26 protein-coding genes are annotated in these 25,219 nt (G+C 71.6%); 16 read left to right on the top strand and 10 right to left on the bottom strand.

Going from position 1 to position 25,219, the window contains the following annotated elements; all coding sequences use genetic code 11:
* The first annotated feature begins 331 nt into the window (after positions 1-331).
* A complete protein-coding gene (locus tag GON04_RS23710; RefSeq protein ID WP_157400426.1) occupies positions 332-595 on the top strand; it encodes a hypothetical protein in 264 nt (87 codons plus the stop codon).
* A 36-nt stretch (positions 596-631) separates the two neighbouring features.
* On the top strand, positions 632-1,081 hold the full coding sequence (locus GON04_RS23705) for a GFA family protein (RefSeq protein ID WP_157400425.1): 450 nt from the start codon (positions 632-634) through the stop codon (positions 1,079-1,081).
* 123 nt (positions 1,082-1,204) lie between these two features.
* On the opposite strand, the gene GON04_RS23700 is transcribed toward GON04_RS23705, so the two are convergent.
* Positions 1,205-1,510, bottom strand: coding sequence for a hypothetical protein (locus GON04_RS23700; protein ID WP_157400855.1), 306 nt, complete (start codon positions 1,508-1,510; stop codon positions 1,205-1,207).
* Positions 1,511-1,535: 25 nt separating this feature from the next.
* On the opposite strand from GON04_RS23700, the gene GON04_RS23695 reads away from it, so the two are divergent.
* Together GON04_RS23695 and secA are read left to right on the top strand one after the other, a co-directional pair.
* Entirely contained in the window at positions 1,536-2,510 is a 975-nt protein-coding gene (locus GON04_RS23695) for a M23 family metallopeptidase (protein ID WP_157400424.1), read from the top strand.
* 118 nt (positions 2,511-2,628) lie between these two features.
* Positions 2,629-5,424, top strand: a complete 2,796-nt coding sequence (secA, locus tag GON04_RS23690) for a preprotein translocase subunit SecA (protein WP_157400423.1) — start codon at positions 2,629-2,631, stop codon at positions 5,422-5,424.
* Between the two features lie 33 nt (positions 5,425-5,457).
* Here secA and GON04_RS23685 read toward each other — a convergent pair whose 3' ends face one another.
* On the bottom strand, positions 5,458-6,420 hold the full coding sequence (locus GON04_RS23685; protein WP_157400422.1) for a response regulator: 963 nt from the start codon (positions 6,418-6,420) through the stop codon (positions 5,458-5,460).
* 155 nt (positions 6,421-6,575) lie between these two features.
* On the opposite strand from GON04_RS23685, the gene GON04_RS23680 reads away from it, so the two are divergent.
* From GON04_RS23680 to dcd, 6 genes are all read left to right on the top strand, one after another.
* A complete protein-coding gene (locus tag GON04_RS23680) occupies positions 6,576-7,238 on the top strand; it encodes a helix-turn-helix transcriptional regulator (RefSeq protein WP_338051040.1) in 663 nt (220 codons plus the stop codon).
* A 52-nt stretch (positions 7,239-7,290) separates the two neighbouring features.
* Positions 7,291-8,217, top strand: coding sequence for a hypothetical protein (locus GON04_RS23675; RefSeq protein WP_157400421.1), 927 nt, complete (start codon positions 7,291-7,293; stop codon positions 8,215-8,217).
* Between the two features lie 19 nt (positions 8,218-8,236).
* Positions 8,237-9,010 carry a type III pantothenate kinase gene (locus tag GON04_RS23670; RefSeq protein WP_181653736.1) on the top strand — a complete coding sequence of 258 codons (774 nt, stop codon included), beginning with the start codon at positions 8,237-8,239 and terminating at the stop codon, positions 9,008-9,010.
* 82 nt (positions 9,011-9,092) lie between these two features.
* Positions 9,093-10,163 (top strand): BMP family ABC transporter substrate-binding protein, encoded by a 1,071-nt coding sequence (locus tag GON04_RS23665; RefSeq protein ID WP_157400419.1) that lies wholly within the window; start codon positions 9,093-9,095, stop codon positions 10,161-10,163.
* A 5-nt stretch (positions 10,164-10,168) separates the two neighbouring features.
* Positions 10,169-11,446, top strand: coding sequence for a guanine deaminase (gene guaD, locus GON04_RS23660; RefSeq protein ID WP_157400418.1), 1,278 nt, complete (start codon positions 10,169-10,171; stop codon positions 11,444-11,446).
* Positions 11,447-11,488: 42 nt separating this feature from the next.
* Positions 11,489-12,055, top strand: coding sequence for a dCTP deaminase (dcd, locus tag GON04_RS23655; RefSeq protein WP_157400417.1), 567 nt, complete (start codon positions 11,489-11,491; stop codon positions 12,053-12,055).
* Positions 12,056-12,062: 7 nt separating this feature from the next.
* Here the strand turns inward: dcd and GON04_RS23650 are convergent, their stop codons facing one another.
* Positions 12,063-12,812 (bottom strand): substrate-binding domain-containing protein, encoded by a 750-nt coding sequence (locus GON04_RS23650; RefSeq protein WP_157400416.1) that lies wholly within the window; start codon positions 12,810-12,812, stop codon positions 12,063-12,065.
* Complete coding sequence (locus tag GON04_RS23645) at positions 12,809-13,717, bottom strand: delta(1)-pyrroline-2-carboxylate reductase family protein (RefSeq protein ID WP_157400415.1); 909 nt, start codon at positions 13,715-13,717, stop codon at positions 12,809-12,811. The genes GON04_RS23650 and GON04_RS23645 overlap by 4 nt, the downstream gene beginning before the upstream one ends.
* 97 nt (positions 13,718-13,814) lie before the next feature.
* On the opposite strand from GON04_RS23645, the gene GON04_RS23640 reads away from it, so the two are divergent.
* Together GON04_RS23640 and GON04_RS23635 are read left to right on the top strand one after the other, a co-directional pair.
* Entirely contained in the window at positions 13,815-14,087 is a 273-nt protein-coding gene (locus GON04_RS23640; protein ID WP_157400414.1) for a hypothetical protein, read from the top strand.
* Positions 14,088-14,221: 134 nt separating this feature from the next.
* Positions 14,222-14,524: a hypothetical protein gene (locus GON04_RS23635; protein WP_157400413.1), complete on the top strand. Its 303-nt coding sequence runs from the start codon at positions 14,222-14,224 to the stop codon at positions 14,522-14,524.
* On the opposite strand, the gene recJ is transcribed toward GON04_RS23635, so the two are convergent.
* Complete coding sequence (gene recJ, locus GON04_RS23630) at positions 14,525-16,234, bottom strand: single-stranded-DNA-specific exonuclease RecJ (protein WP_157400412.1); 1,710 nt, start codon at positions 16,232-16,234, stop codon at positions 14,525-14,527.
* The gene (locus tag GON04_RS23625) at positions 16,231-17,184 is read right to left on the bottom strand and encodes a phosphoglycerate mutase (RefSeq protein WP_157400411.1); all 954 of its coding nucleotides are present in this window, start codon (positions 17,182-17,184) and stop codon (positions 16,231-16,233) included. The genes recJ and GON04_RS23625 overlap by 4 nt, the downstream gene beginning before the upstream one ends.
* A gap of 68 nt (positions 17,185-17,252) precedes the next feature.
* Between GON04_RS23625 and GON04_RS23620 the strand changes: the two genes are divergently transcribed.
* Both GON04_RS23620 and lolD read left to right on the top strand, forming a co-directional pair.
* The gene (locus GON04_RS23620; protein ID WP_157400410.1) at positions 17,253-18,509 is read left to right on the top strand and encodes a lipoprotein-releasing ABC transporter permease subunit; all 1,257 of its coding nucleotides are present in this window, start codon (positions 17,253-17,255) and stop codon (positions 18,507-18,509) included.
* On the top strand, positions 18,502-19,182 hold the full coding sequence (gene lolD / locus GON04_RS23615) for a lipoprotein-releasing ABC transporter ATP-binding protein LolD (protein WP_157400409.1): 681 nt from the start codon (positions 18,502-18,504) through the stop codon (positions 19,180-19,182). The genes GON04_RS23620 and lolD overlap by 8 nt, the downstream gene beginning before the upstream one ends.
* Positions 19,183-19,432: 250 nt before the next feature.
* Here the strand turns inward: lolD and GON04_RS23610 are convergent, their stop codons facing one another.
* From GON04_RS23610 to GON04_RS23595, 4 genes are read right to left on the bottom strand one after another with little or no spacing between them, the layout of a single operon-like run.
* Positions 19,433-20,473 (bottom strand): VWA domain-containing protein, encoded by a 1,041-nt coding sequence (locus GON04_RS23610; RefSeq protein WP_157400408.1) that lies wholly within the window; start codon positions 20,471-20,473, stop codon positions 19,433-19,435.
* 12 nt (positions 20,474-20,485) lie between these two features.
* A complete protein-coding gene (locus GON04_RS23605) occupies positions 20,486-21,472 on the bottom strand; it encodes a DUF58 domain-containing protein (RefSeq protein ID WP_157400407.1) in 987 nt (328 codons plus the stop codon).
* Positions 21,453-22,460: an AAA family ATPase gene (locus GON04_RS23600; protein WP_157400406.1), complete on the bottom strand. Its 1,008-nt coding sequence runs from the start codon at positions 22,458-22,460 to the stop codon at positions 21,453-21,455. Before GON04_RS23600 ends, GON04_RS23605 begins: the two co-directional genes overlap by 20 nt.
* Before the next feature lie 50 nt (positions 22,461-22,510).
* Positions 22,511-23,512 carry a S1C family serine protease gene (locus GON04_RS23595; protein ID WP_157400405.1) on the bottom strand — a complete coding sequence of 334 codons (1,002 nt, stop codon included), beginning with the start codon at positions 23,510-23,512 and terminating at the stop codon, positions 22,511-22,513.
* 101 nt (positions 23,513-23,613) lie between these two features.
* On the opposite strand from GON04_RS23595, the gene GON04_RS23590 reads away from it, so the two are divergent.
* Both GON04_RS23590 and GON04_RS23585 read left to right on the top strand, forming a co-directional pair.
* The gene (locus GON04_RS23590) at positions 23,614-24,447 is read left to right on the top strand and encodes a TatD family hydrolase (protein ID WP_157400404.1); all 834 of its coding nucleotides are present in this window, start codon (positions 23,614-23,616) and stop codon (positions 24,445-24,447) included.
* 22 nt (positions 24,448-24,469) lie between these two features.
* Positions 24,470-25,219, top strand: a complete 750-nt coding sequence (locus tag GON04_RS23585) for a class I SAM-dependent methyltransferase (RefSeq protein WP_338051039.1) — start codon at positions 24,470-24,472, stop codon at positions 25,217-25,219.

Genomic DNA, 25,219 nt, shown 5'->3' with positions numbered 1-25,219 from the left:
GGACCGCCGGTCCGCCATAGGGACTGCCGACTGGCCTCGGCGACCGGCAAGCTCGAACCAAGGCCGGACGCCGCGGTTGGCGCTCCTTGTCCGCGCGGGAGAGCACCCGCGGGTGACCGCCGCGAACGCGCAAGCCTGCGGGTGCCCACGAGGGATGCGCTGCCGCAGCAGCCTCTGAACGTCCCTGGTCGTCCCATCACCCTCCCGGCATTCATGGGCGGGTTTGAAGTCCTCGAGGGAGGACGAAACCGCAGCAAACGAGGTCTTTGGGGTGCTACCCCGCTCAGCCAGTCTGGACTACAGTCGAACTGGCCCAGCAAACCAGCCGACCATGAAAAGCATGCTCATGACCTGGCGCGAATCGATGGCTCGCCTCGCGGCGTTGCGTCAATTGCGGCAGAGCATCGAAGCGCTGGAAGACTATCCCAGCGACAGCAGGGAATCGATGCTGGCCTCCCTGGGCCAGGTGATCCGCGAAGAAGAGGAGGCGGCCTCTGGCCTGGAGCGCAAGCTCGATCAAGCGCTTCTGCGTGCCGAGGGGCAGGTCGAGTCCTCGTCCGGCCCTTCAGTCCCGGGCCGGCTGCCGAACCCGTAGCGCGGTGCCGGCGCTCAAGCTGCAAGGAGAGTCGCCATGCTCATCACCGGCCAGTGCCATTGCGGCAACATCGGCTTCACCCTGCACTGGTCGCCCGAGCCGGAGCGGATCCCCGCGCGTGCCTGCACGTGCTCCTTCTGCCGCAAGCACGGTGGCGTGTGGACCTCCTGCCCCACTGGCGCTCTCGAGGTGCGGGTGAAGAACCCGGCCGGCGTGCACCGCTACGCCTTCGGAACGCGAACCGCCGTCTTCCACGTGTGCAGGGGGTGCGGCGTGGTCCCGGTGGTGACCAGCGAGATCGGCGGCCGCACCTACGCCGTGGTCAGCGTGCGCGCGTTCGAGAATGTCGATCCGGCGCTGCTGCAGCAGGCCGATGTCAGCTTCGATGGCGAAGGGGAGGGCGACCGGCTGGCCCGCCGCCAGCGCAACTGGATTGCCGACGTGCGCATCGTCGATGCCGGTGGGGGCGCATCGATTCAGCCGTGAGGAGCACGCGCCGGTTCGCCGCGCCGGGCAACCCGATTTGCAGCCCTGCGCGAGCCTTGTCATCGGTTAGTTTTCAGATCGATGGCGGCAACGTCCCCCACCTTCGACGCGCCGCGCCGCGGCTCACTTCCCGGCTTGGACCTTGATGCGAATTGAGGTAACCTGCCGCCCGCTGCCGCACAGCTGAGCTTGAAGAGCGGGGACCACCTGCCTCAGTTTCGCGGCCGCGGCGTTGCCCTCCACCAGCAGGCACCAGGCCGTCCCGTCGATGGGCCCGGGCCGCACGCGGGGACGCAGCGCCACCGGGATCAGGGGCTCGATCGCCCGCAACCGTTCGCCGGACTCACGCGCCAGATCGGCCAGCTTCGCCAGCGTCGGCGAGTCCTGGGCGGCTTGCTGCAGCGTGACCGGGTGATGTTTGCGGTTCAAGGGCGGCGTGAAGGATGAGGGGTTGATGCATTTCATTATCACGGATGCCTGGCTGGCCAAGAGCCGCGCCATCCACCTGAGCGGCACCAAGCTGCTGCTGGCCTTGTTGGGGCTCTCCCTCGCGCTGATGCTGTCGGCCGCCAGCCTCTACCACTGGGTGTTCCTCACCGGCGCGCGCGAGGGCTGGCCGGTGTTCGGCACGCTGGTGCGGTTGGTCACCAAGGACGAGTTCGAGCAGCGCGACCGCTACATGCGCGAGAACGTCGAGGCCATGGCGCGCAAGGTCGGCGAGATGCAGGCCAAGCTGCTGCAGCTGGAAGCCCTCGGCGAGCGGGTCTCGGGCCTGGCGGGCGTCAATCCGGCGGAACTGCGCACGACACCCGGCCGCGGCGGGGCGCTGGTCAGCGGCCATCCCCTGACCGTCGACGAACTGCGCCAGGCACTGGCCGACCTCGACCAGATCGCCGACCACCGGGTCGACATCCTCACCGTCGTCGAGTCGCGCCTGTTCGACCAGAAGGTACGCACGTTGATGATCCCGACGCAGCACCCGGTCACGGCCGGCCACCTGGGGTCGCCGTTCGGCTGGCGCATCGATCCGTTCACCGGCGGCTCGGCGCTGCACACCGGCCTGGACTTCCAGTCGGATCCCGGCACGCCGATCGCCGCGGCGGCCGGCGGCGTGGTCGTCACCCAGGCGTGGCACCCGCAATTCGGCAACCTGGTCGAGATCGACCACGGCAACGGGCTGCTGACCCGCTATGCCCACACCTCCCGGGCCTACGTGCACCGCGGCGACCTGGTCAAGCGGGGCCAGAGGATCGCCGACGTGGGGTCCACCGGCCGCTCGACCGGCCCGCACCTGCATTTCGAGGTGCTGGTCGAGGGCATCCCGCAGGACCCGAGGAAATTCCTCGACGCCGGCGCCAACCTCCAGCGGCTCGAGGTCGCCGCGGCCCGCCCGGCAGTGCCACCCGTCGTCCAGCGCGCCGGGCGGTAAAATCAGCCGCTTTGCCGCAGCCGGCGCTTGCACCGGCCCGCGGCAGCCCCACCTGCTGCAGCTACACAAGGATTTGGCTGTCCTGCGAGGCCGACGGCCACCAGGCGGCACCGCGTTCATGGCCAAGAATTTCCTCACCCAGATCTTCGGTTCCCGCAACGACCGGCTGCTCAAGCAATACCGCCGCGTGGTGGAGCAGGTCTCCGCGCTGGAGCAACAATTCGAGAAGCTGGACGACGAGCAGCTGCGCGCCAAGACCCAGGAGTTCAAGGACCGCGTGGCCCGGGGCGAGGCGCTGGACGCCCTGCTGCCGGAAGCGTTCGCGGTCGTGCGCGAGGGTTCCAAGCGCGTCATGAAGATGCGCCACTTCGACGTCCAGATGCTGGGCGGGATGGCGCTGCACAACGGCAAGATCGCCGAGATGCGTACGGGCGAGGGCAAGACCCTCACCGCCACGCTGGCCGTGTACCTCAATGCGCTGTCGGGGCACGGCGTGCACGTGGTGACCGTCAACGACTACCTGGCCAACCGCGACGCGCAGTGGATGGGCCGCCTCTACAACTTCCTGGGCCTGTCGGTCGGCGTCAACCTGCCGCAGATGTCGCGCCAGGAGAAGCAGGCCGCCTACGGCTCCGACATCACCTACGGCACCAACAACGAGTTCGGCTTCGACTACCTGCGCGACAACATGGTGTACGAGCCGGCCGACCGCGTGCAGCGGGGCCTGAACTACGCCATCGTCGACGAGGTCGATTCCATCCTGATCGACGAGGCCCGCACGCCGCTCATCATCAGCGGCCAGGCCGAGGACCACACCGACCTGTACATCGCGATGAACAGGGCCGTGCCGCTGCTGACGCGCCAGGAGGGTGAGGCCGATCCGCTCACCGGCGAGGGCGTCACCAAGCCGGGCGACTTCACCGTCGACGAGAAGACCCACCAGGTCTTCCTCACCGAGCAGGGCCACGAGAATGCCGAGGCCATCCTGGCCAACCTCGGCCTGCTGCCCGAAGGCGCCTCGGTCTACGACCCGGCCAACATCACGCTGATGCACCACCTGTACGCGGCGCTGCGGGCCAAGCACCTGTACCACCGCGACCAGCACTACGTCGTGCAGCGCGGCGAGGAAGGCCAGCTCGAGGTGGTGATCGTCGATGAATTCACCGGCCGCCTGATGGCGGGCCGGCGCTGGAGCGACGGCCTGCACCAGGCCGTCGAGGCCAAGGAAGGCGTGCCCATCCAGCCGGAGAACCAGACGCTGGCCTCCATCACGTTCCAGAACTACTTCCGCCTGTACGCCAAGCTGTCCGGCATGACCGGCACGGCCGACACCGAGGCCTACGAGTTCCAGGAGATCTATGGCCTGGAGACGGTGGTCATCCCGCCCAACCGGCCCAGCAAGCGCGAGGACCAGCTCGACCGCGTGTACAAGACCACGCGCGAGAAGTACGAGGCCGCCATCCAGGACATCCGCGAGTGCCACGAACGCGGCCAGCCGGTGCTGGTGGGCACGACCTCGATCGAGAACTCCGAGATCATCGACCAGCTGCTCACCAAGGTGGGGCTGCCGCACCAGGTCCTGAACGCCAAGCAGCACGCCCGCGAGGCCGACATCGTGGCCCAGGCCGGCCGCTCGAAGATGATCACCATCGCGACCAACATGGCCGGCCGCGGTACCGACATCGTGCTGGGCGGCAACGTCGAGAAGGCCGTCGAGGCGGTCGAGGCCGACGAGGCGCTCGATCCGGCCGCCCGGCAGGCGCGCATCGCCGAGCTGCGCACGCAGTGGCAGCAGGACCACCAGAGCGTCGTGCAGCAGGGCGGCCTGCGCATCATCGCCACCGAGCGGCACGAGTCACGCCGCATCGACAACCAGCTGCGCGGCCGGTCGGGCCGCCAGGGTGATCCCGGCTCGTCGCGCTTCTACCTGAGCCTGGACGATCCGCTGATGCGCATCTTCGCCGGCGACCGGGTGCGCGCCATCATGGACCGCCTGAAGATGCCCGACGGCGAGGCCATCGAGGCCGGCATGGTCACCCGCAGCATCGAGAGCGCGCAACGCAAGGTCGAGGCCCGCAACTTCGACGTGCGCAAGCAGCTGCTGGAGTACGACGACGTCGCCAACGACCAGCGCAAGGTCATCTACCAGCAGCGCAACGACATCATGGACGCGGCCGACCTGTCGGCGCAGATCGCGTCGCTGCGCGAAGGCTGCTTCACCGATCTGGTGCGGCAGTTCGTGCCGGTCGAGTCGGTCGAGGAGCAGTGGGACCTGGCAGGCCTCGAGAAGGTGCTGGCCGACGAGTGGGGCATCGTGCTGGGCCTGCGCGAGCTGGTGCAGGCCTCCACCGCCATCACCGACGAGGACATCCTGGAGAAGGTCATTGCCGCGGCGCACCAGGCGTTCGAGCGCAAGGTGGCCGAGATCGGCCCGCAGAACTTCACCCAGTTCGAGCGCGTGGTCCTGCTGCAGAGCATCGACGTCCACTGGCGCGAGCACCTGGCCGCGCTCGACTACCTGCGCCAGGGCATCCATCTGCGCGGCTATGCGCAGAAGCAGCCCAAGCAGGAATACAAGCGCGAGGCCTTCGAGCTGTTCGGCCAGCTGCTCGACTCGGTGAAGAACGAGGTGACCAAGGTCCTCATGACGGTGAAGGTGCAGTCGGGCGAGCAGCTCGACCAGGCCGCCGAGGACATGGAAGAGCGCGCCGAGCACATCAGCAACATCACCTACACCGCCCCCAACGAGACCGGCGAGGCGGAGAGCCGGCTGGACGAATCGACCGCTGCTCGGTCGGCGGTCGGCGTCGGCGCTGCGCTGGCGGCGGGCGAGGTGCCGCGGGTCGGCCGCAACGATCCCTGCCCGTGCGGCAGCGGCAAGAAGTACAAGCAGTGCCACGGCAAGCTGGCCTGAGCGGGCCGGCTCGCACGGGACGCTGAGGCGTCCTCAGTGGTCGACCTGGCGGCGCGGCTGGCGTGCCAGCCAGCGCGTGTAGCCGGCGTCGCCGCCACCGGTGCCGTCGATCGGGAACAGCGCGCCCAGCAGCTGCGGGCCGCCGATCGGGAAGGCGTCGCCCAGCTCGGGCGCCCGTTGCAGGCCGGAGGCCAGCTCCAGGTTGGCCAGCTTGCGGCCGGCCCGGATGTCCTCGACGGCGTCGGCCGGCAGGCGGGCCGATTCGGCCATCTCGGCCAGCGCCGGCAGGGCGGCCGGCGTTTCCAGCTGCAGCCAGCTGGCGAAGCCGGCGGCATCGAGGCCTAGCACGCCGAACGGCTCGCCGATCACCACGTGCTCGACCCAGCGGCGCGAGGCCAGCGCGCCCAGTTCCTGCGCCACCGCCGCATCGCGCAGCAGCGCGTGGTGCTCCGGCCTGAGGGTGGCGCGCCAGGTCTGTGCGTGGCGCGGATGCGGCGTGGTCATCAGGCGTTGCACCACCTGCACCAGATGGCGCGACATCTCGGGCATCTGCTTGGCGATGAACTGCTCGATGAGGCCGCGGTTGAAGGCGTCCACCGCCACCTGCTCGTCGGCCTGGCCGGTGAGCAGCACGCGGGCGCCCGACCAGTCCTGCAGTTCCGACAGCACCTGCAGGCCGTCCATGCCCGGCATGGAGAAGTCGACCACGCAGGCGCGCGACAGGGCGTAGCGCTCGGTCGAACGGGCCCAGTAGTCCAGGATCTGCGGCACCAGCGGCCGGCCGGCCCGCCAGTGGTCCACCAGCTGCTGCTGGTTCCAGGCGTCGGCCTCCCAGAACGGCGGCTCCTCGCGCAGCTTGGCGATGCAGTCGGTGGGACGCGCGAACAGCCGCACGTGCCATTGGCGCGGCAGCACCAGGGCCAGCATCTCCAGGTAGTCGGGGTCGTCGTCGAGGAAGACGACGGTGCCGGGACGGTGAAAGAGCGGAAAGCTCATGCGGCGTGCAATCGGAGGCCCGCGACGGGCCGGGTGTGTGTGGGTTTTTGGCCGCCTGGCGTACTGCTTGCGTGGCGGAAGGGGTGTGCCGGAAACAATCGAGACACGATGCTGCTATTGTCTCAGCCCGTTTGAAGTCCCTGCCATCCCCCTCGGTGATTCCTGCTAACTTTGACAGCGCCGACCTCGACACGGTGCTGAGCGACTGGCTGCGCGCGCTGCACGAGCAGGCCGTGCTCGCCGTCGTCATCCTCGGCCCCAACCCGTTCGGCGCGCGCGACGAGCGCGACGTGGTGGCCGTCCACCCGCCCGGTCTGGGCGTTGCCGCCCGTGCGCTGGCCGCCAGCAGCGACTACGGCAGCGGCTGGCGCGACACCGATGCGCCGCTGGTGGCCTGGCAGTCGATCGCGCGCCCCGAGCCGGTGCCGGGCGACTGGCGCTCCCAGTGGGTCGCGCACGGCTTCCACGGGCTGGTGCGGGTCGAGTTCCCCTTGCCGGCCGACCGCGCCTTCGAGTGCTTCCTGTTCTCCCCGCGCGAGCTGGCCGGCCGGGCCGAGGCGGCGGCGCTGGTGTGGTCGACGATGAGCGTGTGGCCGCTGGTGCGGCGCGCGCTCGCCACCGCCCGCTCGACCCTGAGCCCGCGCGAGCGCGAATGCCTGGTGCTGGCCTTCCAGGGCCTGACCGCGCGCGAGAGCGCCGGCCGCCTGCAGTGCGCCGAGCGCACCGTGAACTTCCACCTGGCCAACGCGATGGGCAAGCTCAAGGTCGACAGCAAGCTGGCGGCCATCCAACGCGCCTGCTGGCTGGGCGTCATGTAGCCGCAGTCCCGGGCTCGGCGGTACATTTGGGGCCTTTCGACCGTCTGCCGCCATGGACCCCGACGACCAGACCGCTTCCCTGATGACGCCGGCCAAGCTGGCCCAGGTGTCCGCCGCCCGGGCGCCGGTCTCGCCGTCGGCCTTCCTCGACCAGATGGCGGCCGACGTCGGCCACCAGCACGTGCGCCGGCTGGCCGAACTGCGCGCCGCGCTCGAGCGCGAGGCCCGTGCGTCCAGCGCAGCCAGCGTCCGCCCGCCCCTGGAGGAGCTCGCCCAGGCGCTGCCGCAGGTCGATTTCGGCCTGCTCGAGCCGCGCGGCTGGTGGGCCGGCCTCACTGGCAAGAACCGCAGCGCCGGCGCCGTGTTCGCCGCCGGCGTCGACGCTGCCGAGGGCGCCGCCCGGTCCGTGGGCGCGGGCGTGGGGGCGGCGCAGAAGGCACAGCAGCCGCATGCCGTCACCGCCGACCGGGCGCTGGTCGAGGTCGAGGTCGAGTACCAGGCGCTCGACCGGCTCATCGACCAGGGGGCGCGCTGGCTGCAGACCATGCGCAGCCAGCTGCAGCAGCGCGGCGATCCCGGCGCGCTGGATGCGAACGCCCGCCGCCAGGTCGACGAGGATGCGGCCCGCTGCGAGCTGCTGGTCAGCCGGCTGAAGGCGCTGCGCGCCGCCGCCGCGGCCTCGCAGCAGGCGCGCCAGCAGGCCCTGGCAACGGCCGAGCGGCGCTCCGAGCTCACCCGCAGCACCCTGCAGGCGGTGGCGTCGGAGGTGACGGGCTGGCGCTCGCGGCTGTCGGCGCTGGCGGCTGCTGCTGCCGAGGGCCGGGCCGCCGGCCGGCTCGACGCCGCGCGCGAGGCGCACGAGCAGCTGCAGCGCCGGCTGGCCGCCGTCCTGGCCGACTGCGAGCAGCTGCGCTCGCACGAGGCCGCGCTCCTGGACGCGCTGGACGCGATGCGCGTGCAGCTCGATGCGGTCGCCTGAACCCGCGAAGGCCCTGCGCGTGTCCCTGCTCGCCATCGACATCGGCAACACCCGCCTGAAGTGGGCGCTGTACGACGCACCGCACCCGGGCGCCGCCATCCTGGCCCACGGGGCCGAATTCCTGGAGCAGATCGATGCGCTGTCGGAAGGCGCCTGGGCGCGGCTGCCGGCCCCCGACCGCATGCTCGGCTGCTCGGTCGCCGCCGACGCCGTGCGGCGCCGCGTCGAGGCGCAGCTGGAAGAGCTCTGGGACCTGCCGGCGCAATGGGTGCACGCCAGCGCGGCCGAGGCCGGGCTGACCAACGGCTACGACCACCCGGCCCGCCTCGGCGCCGACCGCTGGGTCGCGATGGTGGGGGCGCGCCAGCACGCGCTGGCGCACGGCCCGGCGCGGCCGATGGTGGTCGTGATGGTGGGCACCGCGGTCACGGTGGAGGCGGTCGACGAGGAGGGGCGCTTCCTCGGCGGCTTCATCCTGCCGGGGCACGGCATCATGCTGCGCGCGCTCGAGTCCGGCACGGCCGGCCTGCACGTGCCCACCGGCGAGGTGCGCGCCTTCCCCACCAACACCAGCGACGCGCTCACCAGCGGCGGCACCTACGCCATCGCCGGCGCGATCGAGCGCATGGTGCAGCACGTGCGCGCGCACTGCGGGGCCGAGCCGGCCTGCATCATGACCGGCGGCGCCGGCTGGAAGATGGCGCCCCACATGTCGATCGCGTTCGAGCTGGTCGACTCGCTCATCTTCGACGGCCTGCTCGAGATCGGCCGGCACCGCTTCGGGCCGTCCTAGCGCCGCCCCCGCCGTACAATTCGACAGCCGCTGTGCCCCGCAGCGGCTTTTTCATTTCCGCGGGGCCATGTCGAGGACAACCATGTTCAAAAACCTCGCTGCCGCGCTCGCGGCCGCCTTCCTGTGCCTGCCCGCCTCGCCCCAGCAGCCGCCGGCGCTGAAGGTGGCCTTCGTCCACGTCGCGCCGCTGACCCAGGCCGGCTGGGTGCGCCAGCACGAGGAGGGCCGCCAGGCCCTGCAGGCGGCACTGGGCCCGCGCGTGGCCACCCGGTCGGTCGAGAACGTGCCGGAGGGCCCGGACGCCGAACGCGTGATCCGTGACCTGGCCCAGCAGGGGCACCAGCTGATCTTCACGCCCAGCTTCGGCTACATGGAGCCGACGCTCAAGGTCGCGCGCGACTTCCCCCAGGTCAGGTTCGAGTCCATCACCGGGTACAAGACGGCGCCCAACGTCGCGGTGGCCAACGCCCGCTACTACGAGGGCCGCTACCTGGCCGGTGTCGCGGCCGGGCGGCTGTCGGCGTCGCACACGGCCGGCTACGTGGCCGGCTTCCCGATCCCCGAGGTGCTGCAGGGCATCAACGCCTTCACGCTGGGCATGCGCTCGGTCGACCCGCAGGCGCAGGTGCGTGTGGTGTGGCTGAACGCCTGGTTCGACCCGGCGCGCGAGCGCGACGCGGCCATGACCCTGATGAACCAGGGCGCCGACGTGCTCGCCTTCCACACCGCCTCCACCGCCGTGATGGCGGCCGTCCAGGAGCGCGGCCGGCTGGCCATCGCCTACCACTCGGACATGCGCTTTGCCGCGCCCGACGCCCAGGTGCTGGCCGTGACGCACCACTGGGGCGACTACTACACGCGCCGCGCGCGCGAGGTCCTGGACGGCACCTGGAAGCCGGGCAACGTCTGGGGCGGCATCCGCGAGGGCATGGTGCGTGTCGAGCACTTCGGCCCCAAGGTCCCCAGGGCGGTGCAGGACGAGGTGCTGGCGCGCCAGCGCGACATCGCCGCCGGCCGGCTGCAGCCGTTCGCCGGTCCCCTGGCCGACAACACCGGCCGCACCGTCGTGGCGCGCGGCGCCGCCCTGACCGACCCGCAGATCCTCGCCATGGACTTCCTGGTGGCGGGCGTGCTGGGCAAGGTCGGACAATAGGCGGCATGCAAGCCTTCCGCGCCGCCCTGCTGCGATTCGCCGAGGACGGCTCGGCCCTCTACGACGCCGACGGCTTCCTGCTGGTCGGCCCCGGTGCAGACGGGCGGCCGGTGGTGCGCGCGGCCGGGGCCTGGCAGGCGCTGGCCGCCAGCTACCCGGGCGTGCCGGTGGAGCACCTGCCGCACCGCATCCTGGCGCCGGGGTTCATCGACCTGCACGTGCACTTCCCGCAGACGGACGTCATCGGCTCGCCGGCCGAGGGCCTGCTGCCCTGGCTGGAGAAGTACACCTTCCCGCACGAGGCGCGCTTTTCCGATCCGGCCTACGCACACGGCGTCGCCACCGTCTTCCTCGACGAGCTGCTGCGCCACGGCGTGACCACGCCGCTGACCTTCGCCACCTCGCACCCGGCGTCGGTCGACGCCCTGATGGCGCAGGCGCAGCAGCGGGGCATGCGCCTCATCGCCGGCAAGGTGCTGCAGGACCGGCACTCGCCCGACGGGGTGCGCGACGAGACCGAGCAGTCCCTGCGCGACACCGAGGACCTGATCCGGCGCTGGCACGGCCGGGACAGGCTGGGCTATGCCATCACGCCGCGCTTCGCGCCGAGCTGCACCGACGCGCAGCTGCGCGGCGCCGGTGACCTCGCCGCGCGCTACCCCGATGTCTGGATCCAGTCGCACGTGGCCGAGAACCGCGACGAGATCCGCTGGGCGCGCGAGCTGTTCCCCGATGCGCGCAGCTACCTGGCGGTCTACGACGGCTTCGGCCTGATGCGCGAGCGCGCGATCTACGCCCACTGCATCCATTTCGACGACGACGACCGGCTCCTGATGCGCAGCACCGGCGCCGCGGCGGCGGTCAGCCCGACCAGCAACCTGTTCCTGGGCAGCGGCTTCTTCGACTACGCCGGTGCGCGCCGGGTGGGCTTTCGCTACGGGCTGGCCAGCGACGTCGGCGGCGGCACCAGCTTCAGCCCGTTCCACACCATGCTGGCCGCCTACTACGTCGGCCGCGAAGGGCAGACCAAGCCGGGCGTGAGCCTGTCGCCGCAGCACCTGTGGTGGCAGCACACGGCGGGCGCCGCCCAGGCCCTCGGGCTGGAGGGCGTGATCGGCAACCTGCAGCCGGGCTGCGAGGCCGACTTCCTGGTGCTGGACCCGCATGCCACCCCGCTGCTGGCGCGCAAGACGGCGCATGCGCGCGACCTCGACGAACTGCTGTTCTCGCTCATCGTGCTGGGCGACGACCGCGTGGTCGAGCGGGTCCACCTGGCCCGGTGAGCCCGGCGGCCCCACCTACAATCGAGCCCAGGAGCGGGCGACATGACGATCAAGAGCGACAAGTGGATCCGGCGGATGGCCGAGCAGCACGGCCTCATCGAGCCGTTCGAGCCCGGGCAGATCCGCCAGGTGAACGGCCAGCGCGTCATCAGCTACGGCACCTCGAGCTACGGCTACGACATCCGCTGCGCGCCCGAGTTCAAGGTCTTCACCAACATCCACAGCACCGTGGTCGACCCGAAGAACTTCGACGAGAAGAGCTTCGTCGACTTCCACGACGACGTCTGCATAATCCCGCCCAACAGCTTCGCCCTCGCGCGCACGCTGGAGTACTTCCGCATCCCGCGCAACGTGCTGACCATCTGCCTGGGCAAGAGCACCTACGCGCGCTGCGGGATCATCGTCAACGTCACGCCGTTCGAGCCCGAGTGGGAAGGCTACGTGACGCTGGAGTTCTCCAACACCACGCCGCTGCCGGCCAAGATCTACGCCGGCGAGGGCTGCGCGCAGGTGCTGTTCTTCGAGAGCGACGAGACCTGCGAGACCAGCTACAAGGACCGCGGCGGCAAGTACCAGGGCCAGCGCGGCGTCACGCTGCCCAAGGCCTGAGCGCGCCTCAGCGCCCGAAGCCGCTGGCGCGGAACGCCTCGATGCCGGCCGGGCTGGCGATGAAGGCCAGCCACTGGCGCACCGCCGGCGTGTCGGCCACTGCCGCGGCCGCATAGCCGGTGCCCTGCCCGTGCGGCGGCGGCAGGGGCCCCGCGTAGCGCACGCCCGGGTGCTGCACGATCTCGCTCGACTGGCTGATGCCCAGCGCATAGCGGCCCTGGCCCACCGCCTCCACCACGTCGACGCCGAACGGCAGCACCGTGAGCCGGCCGCGCAGCGGCTCGCGCAGTTCCAGCGCGTCGAGCACCTTGGCGAAATGGGTGCCGGCGGTGGCGCCGCGGGCCGGGTCGGCGTAGGCGATCGACGGCGCGGCCAGCAGGGCCTCGCGCAGCGCCTGTGCGCTCGACAGGTCGGGCAGCGGCGCGCTGCGCGGGACGGCGATGCCGACCTGGACACGGCCGATCGCCTGTGGCGCCAGCGCGGCCAGCTTGCCGGCCTCGCGCAGCTGCGCGAGCGCGGCGTCGCTGAGCACCGCCACGTCGACCGGCTCGCCGCGCGCGACCCGGTCGCGTTGCGCGCCCACGGTGTCGTAGCTGGCCAGCACGCGGTGCCCGCTGGCGCGCTCGAAGGCCGGGGCCAGCGTCTCGATGGCCTGCTTGGCGGCGCCGGCCGCGGCCACGCGCACCTCGTCGGCGAGCACGGCCAGCGGCAGCAGGGCGGCCAGCAGGGCAAGGAAGGGGCGGATCAGGGCGGTCATGGTTCCTCTCGCAAGGCGCAGCGCGCGGCGGCCAGGTCCCAGCCGGCCCAGCCGCAACTCTTGAACAGCACCGGGCCGGGCCGCGTCGCGTGGCCGAGCACGATGTCCCGCAGGGTCGGAAAGCCGGCCGGGTCGAGCCCGGCCTGCAGCAGGTCCCCCGCCTCGTGCACGGCATCCGGCGTGTCGAGCACGACCGTGCCCTGCGCGGCCAGTGCCCGGCACAGCGCCGGGGCCAGCTCGACCATGCGGGGCGTGAAGGCGCCGACGGCGGCGATGAAGGCATCGGGCCGGCAGGGCCCGTTCAGCACCACCTGGCTGGCCGGCGTGGCGGTGACCACGAGCGGGCAGGTCGCCAGCGCCGCGTCGGCATCGTCGACGACCTCGACGCGCAGCCCCAGGCCGCGCGCGCGGCCGGCCAGCGCCTGCGCGCTGGCGCGGGTGCGCGAGACGATTCGCAGCTCCCGCACGCCGAGTCCGGCGGTGAACGCTTCGACATGGGCCTGGGCCTGTGCCCCGGCGCCCACGACCAGCAGCGGCCCCGCGGGCTGCGGCGCCAGGCGCCGCGCCGCCAGCAGCGACACCGCCGCCGTGCGCCGCGCCGTCACCGTCGGCCCGTCCAGCACCAGCTGCCGCACACCGGTGGCGGCGTCGAAGACGACCACGTCGCCCTGGATGGCCGGGCGCGCCGTGCCGGCATTGGCCGGCGTGAAGGTGATGAGCTTGGTGATCGCCAGCCGGCCGTCGAGCGCCGGCATGACGAACAGGCTGCCACCGCCGGGCAGGGGCTGGACCAGGCGGGCCGGCACCTGGACCGTCGCGTCGCCCAACAGCCGCTCGATCTCATCGGCAAGCAGGCTGAACGGCAGGCGGTCGGCGGTGGCGGCAGCGTCGAGCAGGGCGGGCATGGCTGGCTGGATTCTGTCCTACGGGCAGTCGCGGGCGGCGGGCAGCGTTTGCCGTGGCCGGGCTCCTAGCATGGGGAGAACCCCCTAGGAGATCACCGTGTTGTCCCGTGTGCTCGACCCCAGTACCGGCCTCGTGCGCGACCGCGCCGTCTGGCTGGTGCTCGCCGCCCTGATCGTCACCCAGTTGCTCGCGTTCTTCCTGTTGTGCACGCAGCAGGTGCGCCGGGCCGAGGAGCGTCGCGCCGCCGCCGGTGTCCAGCCGATGAGCGTGGAATGCCAGCACGCCAGCCGGGTGCCGGGCTGCCGGCCGCAGGCGCACCCGCCGACCACGGCGCAGGCCGAATCGGAGTCGACCATCGCCGCGCGCTGACGATGGGCACCACTTCGGCGACGCCCGTGTTGAGCTAGCGTCCGACAGGGGCAGGGACCGGCCACCGACGGTGGAGGCACGTAGCAGCACCTATCGTGAGTGCACAGGACCAGTAGTCGTCCAGGGAGTGCACCATGACATTCGCCCACCATGCCGAAGCGGTGACCGCCGATGCCGGCGCATCGCTGGATTCCTCCGACGACTTCGACCTGCCGCTCGTGACCACGCACTACTGCCCCACCGAGCTGCTGGGAACCTTCACGCTGCTGATGGCCGGTCACGCACGCTGCGTGAGCGCGGCCATGATGCTGGGCGATCGCGAATACGCGATGTGGCAGCTGGCCCGGGCCCAGACCCTGTCGGACCCGGCGCTGCGGCAGGTGGCGCTGCGCCTGTTCGCCTACTTCGACGAACCGGCCTGCCGCGCACCGGCCTGACTAGCCCTCGACGCCCTCGATCAGGAAGCGCACCCGCCGCACGCCCTGCCACTCGTCGGCATCCAGCCGGTAGGCGATGCGTGCGCGCGCCGGCAGCGGCTCGGTGTGGCCGAACCACATGCCGTCGACCGCCTGGCCCTGGTGGCGCAGCTTCAGCGCCAGGTGCTTCTCGCCCACCAGCCGCTGCGACACCACCTCCACTTCCTCGCTGAACACGGGCGGGGCGAAGCCCTGCCCCCAGACCTGCTCGTGCAGGCGGTCGACCAGTTCCGGCCGCCGGTACTCGGGTGCGAGTGGACCGTCGGTGTGCAGCCGGCGCAGCAGCGTGGCGGCATCCAGCCACTCCTGCGCCACCTGCGCCATGGCCTGCTCGAAGGTGTCGAGGTGCTCCTCGCCGATGGTGCAGCCGGCGGCCATGGCGTGGCCGCCGAACCGCTGCAGCACGCCGGGGTGGCGCTTGGCCACCAGGTCGAGCGCATCGCGCAGGTGGAAGCCCGGGATCGAGCGGCCCGAACCTTTCAGCTCGTGTTCCTTGCCGGGCGCCTGGCTTGCCGCGAACACGAAGGTGGGCCGGTGGAAGCGGTCCTTCAGGCGCGAGGCCACGATGCCCACCACGCCCTCGTGGAAGTCGGGATCGAACACGACCAGCGCCGGCGGCGCCTCCTCGCCATCCTCGAACAGGGATTCGGCGATCTCCAGCGCGGCCTCGCGCATCTCGCCCTCGATGTCCTTGCGCTCGCGGTTGATGCCGTCCAGCGTGGTGGCCAGTTCGGCGGCGCGGGCCGCATCGTCGGTGAGCAGGCACTCGATGCCCAGGCGCATGTCGGCCAGCCGGCCGGCGGCGTTGATGCGAGGCCCGAGGGCGAAGCCGAAGTCGAAGGTGGTGGCGACGTCGGCCTTGCGGCCGGCGGCGGCGAACAGGGCGGCCAGCCCGCAGGGCAGGGCGCCGGCCCGGATGCGCTTGAGGCCCTGGGCCACCAGGCGGCGGTTGTTGGCGTCGAGCTTGACCACGTCGGCCACCGTGCCCAGCGCCACCAGCGGCAGCAGGGCGTCGAGCTTGGGCTGGGTGTCGGCGCTGAACACGCCGCGCTGCCGCAGTTCGGCGCGCAACGCCAGCAGCACGTAGAACATCACGCCGACACCGGCGATGGACTTGCTCTCGAAGCCGCAGTCCGGCTGGTTGGGATTGACGATGACGGCGGCGTCGGGCAGCTGCGGGCCGGGCAGGTGGTGGTCAGTGACGATCACCTGCAGCCCCAGCGCATTGGCGGCCGCCACGCCGTCGACGCTGGCGATGCCGTTGTCGACCGTGACCAGCACGTCGGCGCCGCTGGCCTTGACGCGCTGCGCGATCGAGGGGGTCAGCCCGTAGCCGTCGACCACGCGGTCGGGCACCAGGTAGTCGACGTTCGTCGCGCCCAGCAGGCGCAGCCCGCGCAGGCCGACCGCGCAGGCGGTGGCGCCGTCGCAGTCGTAGTCGGCCACGATGCACAGCCGCCGGCCGGCGGCCATGGCGTCGGCGAGCAGCACGGCGGCGGCGGCCGCGCCGCGCAGCGTGGCCGGCGCCAGCAGGCGCGCCAGGCCGTCGTCGAGCTCGTCCTTGGCGCAGACGCCGCGGGCGGCATACAGGCGGGCCAGCAGGGGATGGATGCCGGCCTGCTCGAGCGCCCAGGCGGCACGCGGCGGAACGTCGCGGGGAATGATCTTCATAGGTCCTTCAGGAAGTCGGCCGGGCGCGGGCGCGACCAGAGGCGGGCCAGCCGCCGGCCCAGGCCGGTGCGACCGCTGCGCCAGGTGCGCGCGCGGCGCTCGCCGCACAGGGTGAGCGCCACCGGCCGGCCGGCGTCCAGCGCGCGCTGCAGCTGCTCGCCGGCGCTGGCATCGAGTTGCTGCCAGTTCGTCGTCCAGGTGTCCCAGTCCTGCAGCAGCGCGGCTTCGTGCAGCTCGGTGGCGACCTGCAGTCCGGCCGGACGCACCGGGGGTGGCGCGGTGGGCAGGGCGCCGGCGCCGCTGGCCCAGAACGAATTGACCGGCAGCCGGCCGGCCTGCACGCGGGCCTCGTTGACGGGGTGCGTGTACAGCAGCATCTGCATCTCCTGCTGCAGCCGGCGCAGTGGCCGGGCGGCGTCGCCGTTCGGCATCCAGGGGTCGAGAACGCGACCTACCACGCGGTCCAGCGAGGCCAGGGCCAGCTGCCCGAACAGCGGGCCCGAGGCCAGCCAGCGCGTGGGCGCGGCGTAGGCGAGCGACAGGCCGTCCTGCTCGAAATAGGGCTGCATGGCGGCCAGCAGGGCCTGCGATTCGGCGGCCTCCAGGGCCAGCTCCTGCGGGTGGTGCATGGCGGCGTGGCCCGTGCCCAGGCGCCAGTGGCAGGGCGTGATCCAGGCCCAGGCCGCCGGGCCGGGGTCGGTGCCGGCCTGGCGCAGGTCCCAGGCCGCCCACGGCAGGCGGCCGTCGTCGCCGGCCAGCCCGCATTCGCGCGCCAGCGCGCGCTCGTGCGGCATGGACAGCGCCTGCTCGCCGGTGTCCTCGGTCTCGGCCGGCGCCAGCTGCGCGAGCAGGTGCCCGATGCGCGGCAGCGACAGCGTGGCCAGTGCCTGCCGGCAGCCCTCGCCGTCGCACGCGGCGAAGGGAATCAACAAGTGGGCACCGTCCGACATGGCCGGGATTGTCGTGGATGCCACAATGCCGCCCAGAACAAAAGCGGGCGAACCGCGACAATCGTCCCATGCGTGTTCCCTACGAGCTCGCGCTGGGCTGGCGTTACACCCGGGCCGGACGCGCCACCCGCCGCGACGGCTTCATCTCCTTCATCTCCGGTGTGTCCATGCTCGGCATCGCGCTGGGCGTGGCCGCGCTCATCATCGTGTTGTCGGTGATGAACGGGTTCCAGAAGGAGGTGCGCGACCGCATGCTGGCGGTGGTGTCGCACGTCGAGGTGTACGGCCCCGGTGGCGGCGTGCTGCCCGACCTGGAACGCACGGTGCGCGAGGCGCGCGCGAATCCCGAGGTGGTGGGTGCCGCCCCCTTCATCGCCGCGCAGGCGCTGGTGGCGCGCGGCGAGGACATGCGCGGCGCCCTGGTGCGCGGCATCGATCCGCTGCTGGAGCCGCAGGTCACCGACCTCGGCCAGGCGGTGCAGGCCGGCACCCTGGCCAGGCTGGTGCCGGGTGGGTTCGGCGTGGTGCTGGGCGCGGAGCTGGCGCGCAACCTGGGCGTGCGCGCCGGCGATCCGGTCACCCTGGTCGCGCCGGGCGGCCAAGTCACCCCGGCCGGCATCGTGCCGCGCCTGAAGCAGATGACGGTGGTGGGCACCTTCGACTCGGGCCACTACGAATACGACAGCGGGCTGGTGCTGGTGCACCTGGACGACGCCGCCCGTCTCTTCCGGCTCGAGGGGCCGACTGGCGTGCGGCTCAAGCTCAAGGACCTGAACCGCGCGCGCGACGTCGCGGCCGAGCTCGCCACCAGCCTCACCGGGCCGGTGTCGGTGCGCGACTGGACGCGCCAGAACCGCACCTGGTTCGCGGCCGTGCAGCTCGAGAAACGCATGATGTTCATCATCCTGACGCTGATCGTGGCCGTGGCCGCCTTCAACCTGGTGAGCACGCTGGTGATGACGGTGACCGACAAGCGCGCCGACATCGCCATCCTGCGCACGCTGGGCGCCAGCCCGCGCAGCATCATGGGCATCTTCGTCGTGCAGGGCGCCGCGGTCGGGGTCATCGGCACGCTGGCCGGCCTGCTGCTCGGGCTGGGGATCGCCTTCAACATCGACGTCATCGTGCCGGCGCTCGAGCGGCTGTTCCACGCCAGCTTCCTGCCGCGCGACATCTACCTGATCAGCCGCATGCCCAGCGACCCCCAGCGCGGCGACATCCTGCCGGTCGCCGTCATCTCGCTGGTGCTGGCGTTCGCCGCCACCCTCTACCCGAGCTGGCGCGCCAGCCGCGTCAACCCGGCCGAGGCCCTGCGCTATGAGTGACGACGCCCCGATGCTGCAGGCGCGCGGCCTGGCCAAGCGCTTTTCCGAGGGTGGCCTGGACGTCGAGGTGCTGCGGGGCATCGACCTCGACGTGCATCCGGGCGAGACGCTGGCCATCGTCGGCGCCTCGGGCTCCGGCAAGAGCACCCTGCTGCACCTGCTGGGCGGGCTGGATGCGCCCACCGGCGGCGAAGTCCGCCTGGCCGGCCAGCTGCTGGCGTCGCTCGATCCGGCCACGCAGGGCGCGCTGCGCAACAAGCACCTGGGCTTCGTCTACCAGTTCCACCACCTGCTGCCGGAGTTCAGCGCGCTGGACAACGTCGCCATGCCGCTGCGCATCCGGCGCCTTGCGCGCGAAGAGTACGAGCAGGTGGCCCGCGCGGCCCTCGAATCGGTGGGGCTGGGCCACCGCCTCGCCCACCGGCCGGCCGAGCTGTCCGGCGGTGAGCGTCAGCGGGTGGCCATCGCGCGGGCGCTGGTGACCAGGCCGGCGTGCGTGCTGGCCGACGAGCCCACCGGCAACCTCGACCGCACCACGGCCGACACGGTGTTCGAGCTGGTGCTGCAGCTCGCGCGCGACCAGGGCACGGCGTTCGTGCTGGTGACCCACGACGAGCAACTGGCCGCCCGTTGCGGGCGCCAACTGCGGCTCACGTCAGGGCGCCTGGGTTAGCACTGCATGCGGGGGCTGGTCCGCTCCCTCTTCCGCTCGGAGGAGAGGGCTGGAGTGCGGGGGATCCCGAAATCGGAGCAACCGGTTTTTTGACGCGAACGCGTTAGAGGCGGGTGCAGCTGCGCCTGACGACAGAGCGCCTGGGTTGCCAATGCATGCGAGGGCTGACCGCTCCCTCTCCCCCTCGGGGGAGAGGGCTGGGGTGAGGGGGTTCCTGAAGCCGGAGCAACCGGTTCTTTGACGCGTTGCGTCAAAGAATCCGGTTGAACCAGAGCAGCGACAGGGCCGCGGCCAGCACCGACAGCCCGGCGGCAGCCAGCGCCAGCAGGCCGGAGATCTCGGTTTCCTTCTTCTCGACCGTTAGCTTGGAGCTGAGCGCGTCGTAGACCTTCTTCAGGTCCTGCGCGGTGCCGGCGTAGAAGTACTCGGCATTGGTCTTGGTGGCCACCGCCTTGAGCGTCTCCTCGTCCAGGCGCACGCGCATCGACCAGCCCTCGAAGCCGATGGTCTCGCCATCCACCGTGCCGATGCCCACCGTGTAGACGCGCACGCCGCGGTCGGCCGCCATCTTGGCCGCCTCCAGCGGATCGACGCCGGTGGTGCGCTGGCCGTCGGTGAGCATGATGATCGCGGCCGAGGTGTACGAGCCCGGCGCGACGGGTGTCCACTCCTTCTTCTCCTTCTTCTGGTCGTCGATGGAGAAGCCGCGCGCGCGGTCGCGGCCGCCCTGCAGGGCCGCCAGCTCGATGCCCTGGTCGGGGAAGATGGTGGCCAGCGAGATGACGATGGCGTTGCCGGTGGCGGTGGCGCGCTGCAGCTGGAAGCGGTCGATCGCGGTGACCAGGTCTTCCCGGCTGAGGGTGGGCAGCTGGGCCACCTGGGCCGAGCCGGCGAACGCCACGATGCCCACCTTCACGTGCCGCGGCAGCTCCTTCAGGAACGACTTGGCCGCCGTCTGCGCGGCCTCCAGGCGGCTGGGCAGGACGTCGGTCGCGCGCATGCTGCCCGAGACGTCCATCGCCAGGATGATGGTCTGCTGCTGCGAGGGCAGGGTGACCACCGCCGTCGGCCGTGCCGCCGCCACCAGCATGGCGGCCACGGCCAGCAGGAACAGAGCCGGCGGGATGTGCCTGCGCACGCTCTGGCCGGCGCCCATCGCCTCCTTGACGATGGACAGCGAGGCGTAGCGCACCGCCAGCTTCTTCTTGCGGCGCAGCAGCCAGGCGTAGAGCAGCACCAGCAGCGGCACGGCAAGCAGCGTCCACAGGAACTCGGGCCAGAGGAATTGCATGGAAGGATGTCCTTAGGCGGCGTGTTGCAGGTGTGCCGGCAGGCTGCCCGACGACAGGCGGGAGCGGCGCTTGCGCATCTCGGTGAAGCGGACCATGGCCTCGACCAGGTCGGCGTCGGTGGACAGCTCGAGCGTGTCGACGCCGGCCTGCGCCAGGCCCTGGCGCAGCTCGGCCTCGCGCTCGGCGGCGATGCGGGCGAAGCGCTTGCGAAAGCCCGGGTCGTGCGTATCGACCAGCACCTGCTCGCCAGTCTCGGCGTCGCGCAGCGTGAGCAGGCCGAGGTCGGGCAGCTGCAGCTCGAGCGGATCGAGCACCCGCACCGCCACCACCTCGTGCCGCTGGGCCAGCAGGCCGAGCGAGCGCTCCCAGCCCGGTTCGCTGATGAAGTCGGAAACGACGAACAGGGTGGAGCGGCGCCGGATGAGGCTGGCGGCCGAATCGAGCAGCACGCGCAGGTTGGTCTGGCCCGCCGCGACGCTGAGCGGCCGGTGCTGGATGGCGTGCAGCACGTGCAGCACGTGGCGGCGGCCGCCGCGGGTGGGGATGACGGTGTCGACCCCGCTGCCGTACAGCATGGCGCCGACGCGGTTGCCGTGCCGGGTGAGCATGCGCGCCAGCACCGCCACGAACTCGGCCGACACGTTGCGCTTGCGCTGCTCGCCGGAGCCGAAGTCGACCGAGGGGCTGAGATCCAGCAGGAACCAGGCCGCCATCTCGCGGTCTTCCGTGAACACCCGCACGTGCGGCACGTTCTGGCGCGCGGTGACGTTCCAGTCGATGTGGCGGACGTCGTCGTGGTGCTGGTACTCGCGCAGGTCCGCCAGGTCGAGGCCGGAGCCGCGCATCAGCGTGCGGTAGTCGCCCTGCAGCAGGCCATCGAGGCGGCGGATGACCGTCCACTCGAGGCGCCGCAGCACATGCTCGGCGCCAGGCGCCGGCGTCGCCGACACCGGCGGGGCGGCCTCGGGAGGAGCGCTCCTACGCAGCCAGTTTCTCATGCTCGAGCGGCCGCGGCGGGGCGGGGATCTTGCCCATGATCTGCCCGATGACGGCGTCGCCGCTGAGGCCCTCGGACAGTGCTTCGTAGGACAGCACCAGGCGGTGCCGCAGCACGTCGGGCACCAGGTCGGACATGTCCTCGGGCAGCGCATAGGTGCGCCCGCGCAGCATGGCGAGCGCACGCGCGCCCTCGACCAGGTTGATGGTGGCCCGCGGGCTGGCGCCGAAGGTGATGAACTTGCCCAGGTCCTTCATGCCGTGCTTGTCGGGCGTGCGCGTGGCCGAGACCAGCCGCACGGCGTACTGCACCAGCGAGGGATCGACATAGACGCGCCGGCATTCCTGCTGCAGCGCGGCCAGCTGCTCGGTGGTGGCGACCGGCATGACGTCGACCGCCGGGCCGGTGACGCGCTCGACGATGACGTACTCCTCCTCGTCGGTCGGGTAGTCGACCAGCACCTTCATCATGAAGCGGTCGACCTGCGCCTCCGGCAGCGGGTAGGTGCCCTCGGTCTCGATCGGGTTCTGGGTGGCCATCACCAGGAAGGGATTGGGCACCTTGTGGGTCTGCCCGGCGATGGTGACCTGGCGTTCCTGCATCACTTCCAGCAGCGCGCTCTGCACCTTGGCGGGCGCGCGGTTGATCTCGTCGGCCAGCAGCAGGTTGGCGAACACCGGGCCCAGCGAAGTGGAGAAGTCGCCGGTCTTCTGGTTGTAGATGCGCGTGCCCACCAGGTCGGCCGGCACCAGGTCGGGGGTGAACTGGATGCGCTTGAATTGGCCGCGCACGGTGCTGGCCAGGGTCTTGACCGTCAGCGTCTTGGCGAGCCCGGGCACGCCCTCGACCAGCAGGTGGCCCTGCGCGAGCATGGCCACCATGACGCGTTCGAGGAAGCGGTCCTGGCCGACGACCACCCGCTTGACCTCGTAGAGGATCTGCTCCATGAGCTTGGCGGTGGCGCTGTCCTGGCGGGCGGTCTGTTCCATGCAGTTCAACTTTCTCGATGGTCGATGGTCGAAGGACGGATGGGCTGGGGTCAGAACGGCGGCAGGCCGGCGGCCGAGGCGGCGTTCTCGATCGGGACGGCAAATCCGATGCCCAGGAAGGTGCGCGCGGGCGTCGGGTTGAGGATGGCGGTGACGATGCCCACCACCTCGCCGTCCATGGTGACCAGCGGACCGCCCGAATTGCCGGGGTTGGCCGCCGCGTCGAACTGGATGAGGTTGTTCATCTCCTGCTTGCCCTCGGGCGAGCGGAACGAGCGCTTCAGGCCCGACACCACGCCGCCCGAGACCGATGGGCCGATGCCGAACGGGAACCCGACCGCGATCACCTTGTCGCCCGGGGCCAGGTCGCTCGTGGAGCGCATGGTGGCCGCGATCATGTCGTCGGGGATCTTGTGCGCCTGCAGCACCGCCAGGTCGTTCTCGGGCTGCACCCCGGTGATGCTGGCGGACGACTCGAGGCCGTCGGAGAAGGTGACCTTCACGGCGTCGGCGCCCGACACCACGTGCAGGTTGGTCAGGATGATGCCCTTGTCGACGATGACCACGCCGGTGCCGACGCCGGCTTCCACCAGGTCGTCGCCGGGCGGGGCATCGGGCTCGGTGGCCTTGGCCGGGCCCAGCGGCTTGGGCTTGGCGCCGCCATGGCCGAGCTTGACCGCGGGATCCTCCTTGAGCCGGGTCTTCTTGATGTAGCTGACCACGCGCACCACGGCGGGCCGGATGTTCTCGGCCGCCTTGGCGTACTCGGACGGCAGCACCTGCGTCTCGAGCGTCTTGAGCACCGCGGCGTTGATGTCCTTCTGCGTCAGCCGGCGCTGGGTGGGCTGCAGCAGCACGCTGGTGGCCAGCAGGGCACCCAGGAGGGCGATGGCGGCCCAGAGCATGGCCGGACTGGCAGCGGCGCGGCGCCAGCGGCCCTTGCGGGCGGGAGTGGGGGTGGACGGAGCCGCATCGGGGGCGGGCTGCGCGGCGGCGGGAGCCTGCTGCGCAGGAGCCGGACGGCTGGAGCTGTAGAGAGCTGGCCTGCGCATCGGAACACCTTCCTGGGGAGAAAGGCGGTGCAGCACCGCCTGCGAGCAAACGGTAGCACGGTTTGCCGCGGCCTGCACGCCCGTTGCGGCATCATCGCCCCATGCCCGAGTTCGTGGACACGCACTGCCATCTGGATGCGCCCGAGTTCGCGGCCGATCGCATGGATGTGCGCCGGCGCGCAACCGCCGCCGGCGTCCGCCACTGCGTGCTGCCGGCAGTCGACGCCGACAGCTTCGAGGCCGTCCGCGCCCTCGCGCACACGCATGGCGACAGCTACGCGCTCGGCATCCATCCGCTGCGCACGCCGGCGGCGCGCGAGAGCGACCTGGCGCTCCTGGATCGCCGCCTGGCCGAGCTTGCCGACGACCCCGCGCTGGTGGCCGTGGGCGAGATCGGCCTGGACCTGTTCGTCGCCGGCCTGGATCCCGAGCGGCAGGACAGCTTCCTGCGCGAGCAGCTGCGCATCGCCCGCCGCCACGGGCTGCCGGTCATCCTGCACGTGCGGCGCTCGGCCGACCGCCTGCTGAAGCACCTGCGCGAGCTGCCCGTCACCGGCATCGCGCACGCCTTCAACGGCAGCGAGCAGCAGGCGCGCGCCTTCGTCGAGCTGGGCTTCAAGCTGGGCTTCGGCGGCGCGGTGACACACGAGCGCGCTCTGCAGCTGCGGCGGCTGGCCGCGGGGCTGCCGCTGTCGGCGCTGGTGCTGGAAACCGATGCGCCCGACATCCCGCCCAACTGGCTCTACCGCACGGCCGCGCAACGCGCCGGCGGCGAGCCGCAGGGCCGTAACGAGCCGGGTCAGCTGCCAGCCATCGCAGCCGTGGTCGCGGGCCTGCGCGGCCTCCCGCTCGACGAGCTGGCCGATGCGACCACCGCCAACGCGGTGCAGGCCCTGCCGCGGCTGGGCGCGCGGTTGCGCGGCCGGGGCAGCTGAGGCGCCGCCGATAATCGGCCGCGTGACCACGACCGAGCCCCTGCCCGAAGTCAATTTCTCCGACCACGGCGACATCCGCTACCTGCACCTGGGCACGGAATGGGTGCAGGGCTCGATGCGGCTCGACGACCCGTTCGCCATCCACCTCGAGTACGTGCAGCGCATGATGGCCTGGCTGCTGTTCGTCGATCCGGCCAGCGTGGCGCGGCGGCACGCCATGCAGCTGGGCCTGGGTGCGGCGTCGCTGACCAAGTTCTGCCACCGTGCGCTGCGCATGCGCACCACCGCCATCGAGCTCAATCCGCAGGTGATCGCGGCCTGCCGGCTGTGGTTCAAGCTGCCGCGCGACGACAGCCGGCTGTCGGTCGTGCTGGGCGACGCCGCCGAGGTGGCGGCGCACGCCCACTGGCGCGGCCAGGTCGACGCGCTCCAGGTCGACCTGTACGACCACGAAGCGGCCGCCCCCGTCCTCGACAGCCAGGCCTTCTATGCCGACTGCCGGCGGCTGCTCACCGACGACGGCTGCATGACGGTCAACCTGTTCGGGCGCTCCTCGAGCTACGAGCGCAGCCTGGCGCGGATCACGGCGGTGTTCGGACGCGAGGCGGTGTGGGCGTTCCGGCCGACCCGGGAGGGCAACACCATCGTGCTGGCGCTGCGCACGCCCCAGCAGCCGGTGCGCGGCGAACTGGCCGCCCGGGCCGAGGCCGTGCGGGCCCGCTGGGGGCTGCCGGCGCACAAGTGGTTGCGCGTCTTCAAGCCTGTGGAATGA

The sequence above is a fragment of the Ramlibacter pinisoli genome (assembly GCF_009758015.1).
Taxonomy (GTDB): Bacteria; Pseudomonadota; Gammaproteobacteria; order Burkholderiales; family Burkholderiaceae_C; genus Ramlibacter; species Ramlibacter pinisoli.
The sequence above is the reverse complement of the archived record's forward strand: the minus strand, read 5'-3'. Positions and strand labels throughout refer to the sequence as shown.